Annotated in this window: 2 protein-coding genes; both read left to right on the top strand. The window is 68.6% G+C overall.

The features are described from left to right. A partial coding sequence (locus tag AOK00_RS31050) for a cellulase family glycosylhydrolase (protein ID WP_055603528.1) occupies positions 1-1220 on the top strand: 1220 nt, incomplete at its 5' end. A gap of 17 nt (positions 1221-1237) precedes the next feature. Beyond that, positions 1238-1704, top strand: a 467-nt coding sequence (locus AOK00_RS31045) for a cellulose-binding domain-containing protein (protein ID WP_173861686.1), incomplete at its 3' end; no start/stop codon positions are given.

The raw sequence follows: 1704 nt of genomic DNA, 5'->3' as shown, positions 1-1704 counted from the left end.
ACGCCACCATCACGCAGTCCGGCGCAGCCGTCACCGCCAAGAGCCTCTCCTACAACGGGACCCTGGCCACCGGCGGTTCGACCTCCTTCGGATTCAACGGCTCGTACAGCGGCACCAACGCCGTGCCCGCGACCTTCAAGCTCAACGGGGTCGTCTGCAACACCACCCCGCCCACCACTCCCCCGACGACACCGGCCCCGGTCACGGGCGCGCCCGAACTCGGCGTGTCCGGCAACAAGTTCACCGACCAGAACGGCGCGACCCGACGCCTGCTCGGCGTCAACCGCTCCGGCGGCGAGTTCATGTGCGTCCAGGGCTACGGCATCTGGGACGGCCCCGTCGACGACGCCTCCGTCAAGGCCATCGCCGACTGGAAGGCCAACACGGTCCGCATTCCGCTCAACGAGGAGTGCTGGCTCGGCCTGGACAACATCAAGCCCGAGTACCGGGGCTCGAACTACATCAACGCCGTGAAGGACCTGGTCAGCAGGGTCATCGCGCACGGCATGACCCCGGTGGTCGAACTCCACTGGACGTACGGCCAGTACACGGGCAACTCCTCGGGCTGCGCCGACGTCCACGCCTCCTGCCAGAAGCCGATGCCCAACGCCCAGTACACACCGGCGTTCTGGACCTCGGTGGCGAACACCTTCAAGAACGACAAGCGGGTCGTCTTCGACCTGTTCAACGAGCCCTATCCGGACCGGGCGACCTCCACCGCGACCCAGGCCTGGTCCTGCTGGCGCGACGGCGGCACCTGCCCCGGCATCGGCTACGAGGTCGCCGGCATGCAGGACCTGCTGGACGCGGTGCGGGCCACGGGGTCGAAGAACCTCGTCCTCGTCCCGGGCATCGCGTACTCCAACGACCTGAGCCAGTGGCTCACGTACCGCCCCACGGACCCGGCGGGCAATCTGGCCGCCGCCTGGCACGTCTACAACTTCAACACCTGCGCCGACGAGACGTGCTGGAACAACACCCTCGCCCCGGTAGCCGCCGAGGTTCCGCTCCTCGCGGGCGAGATCGGTGAGAACACCTGCGGACACGCGTTCATCGACCGCGTCATGAAGTGGTTCGACGACCGCGGCCTCTCGTACCTGGGCTGGACCTGGAACACCTGGAACTGCAACTCCGGCCCCGCGCTGATCAGTTCGTACGACGGCACCCCCACCGCATTCGGCATCGGACTGCGCGATCACCTGCGCGGTCTCACCCCCTGAAAGGAATCCCCACCCGCATGAGCCGCACCAGCCGCACCGCCCTCCTGGCGGCCCTCGGCCTCATCACGGCCACCGGCGCCACCGCCACCGTCCTCGGCACCGCCACCGCCGGCGCCGCCACCCCCGGCTGCAAGGTCGACTACCAGATCACCAACCAGTGGAACACCGGCTTCGGCACGAGCGTGACCGTCACCAACACCGGTGACCCGGTGCCCGCCTGGACCCTCGAGTGGACCTACGCCGGCAACCAGCAGGTCACCCAGGGCTGGAACGCCACCATCACCCAGTCCGGCGCAGCCGTCACCGCCAAGAGCCTCTCCTACAACGGGACCCTGGCCACCGGCGGTTCGACCTCCTTCGGATTCAACGGCTCGTACAGCGGCACCAACGCCGTGCCCGCGACCTTCAAGCTCAACGGGGTCGTCTGCAACGGCGCCACCGAGCCGACGACACCCCCGACCACCCCGCCCACCACTCCCCCGAC

Origin of the sequence: Streptomyces aureus, from assembly GCF_001418135.1 — a bacterium.
In the GTDB taxonomy this organism is placed as follows: domain Bacteria; phylum Actinomycetota; class Actinomycetes; order Streptomycetales; family Streptomycetaceae; genus Streptomyces; species Streptomyces aureus_A.
The sequence above is the reverse complement of the archived record's forward strand: the minus strand, read 5'-3'. Positions and strand labels throughout refer to the sequence as shown.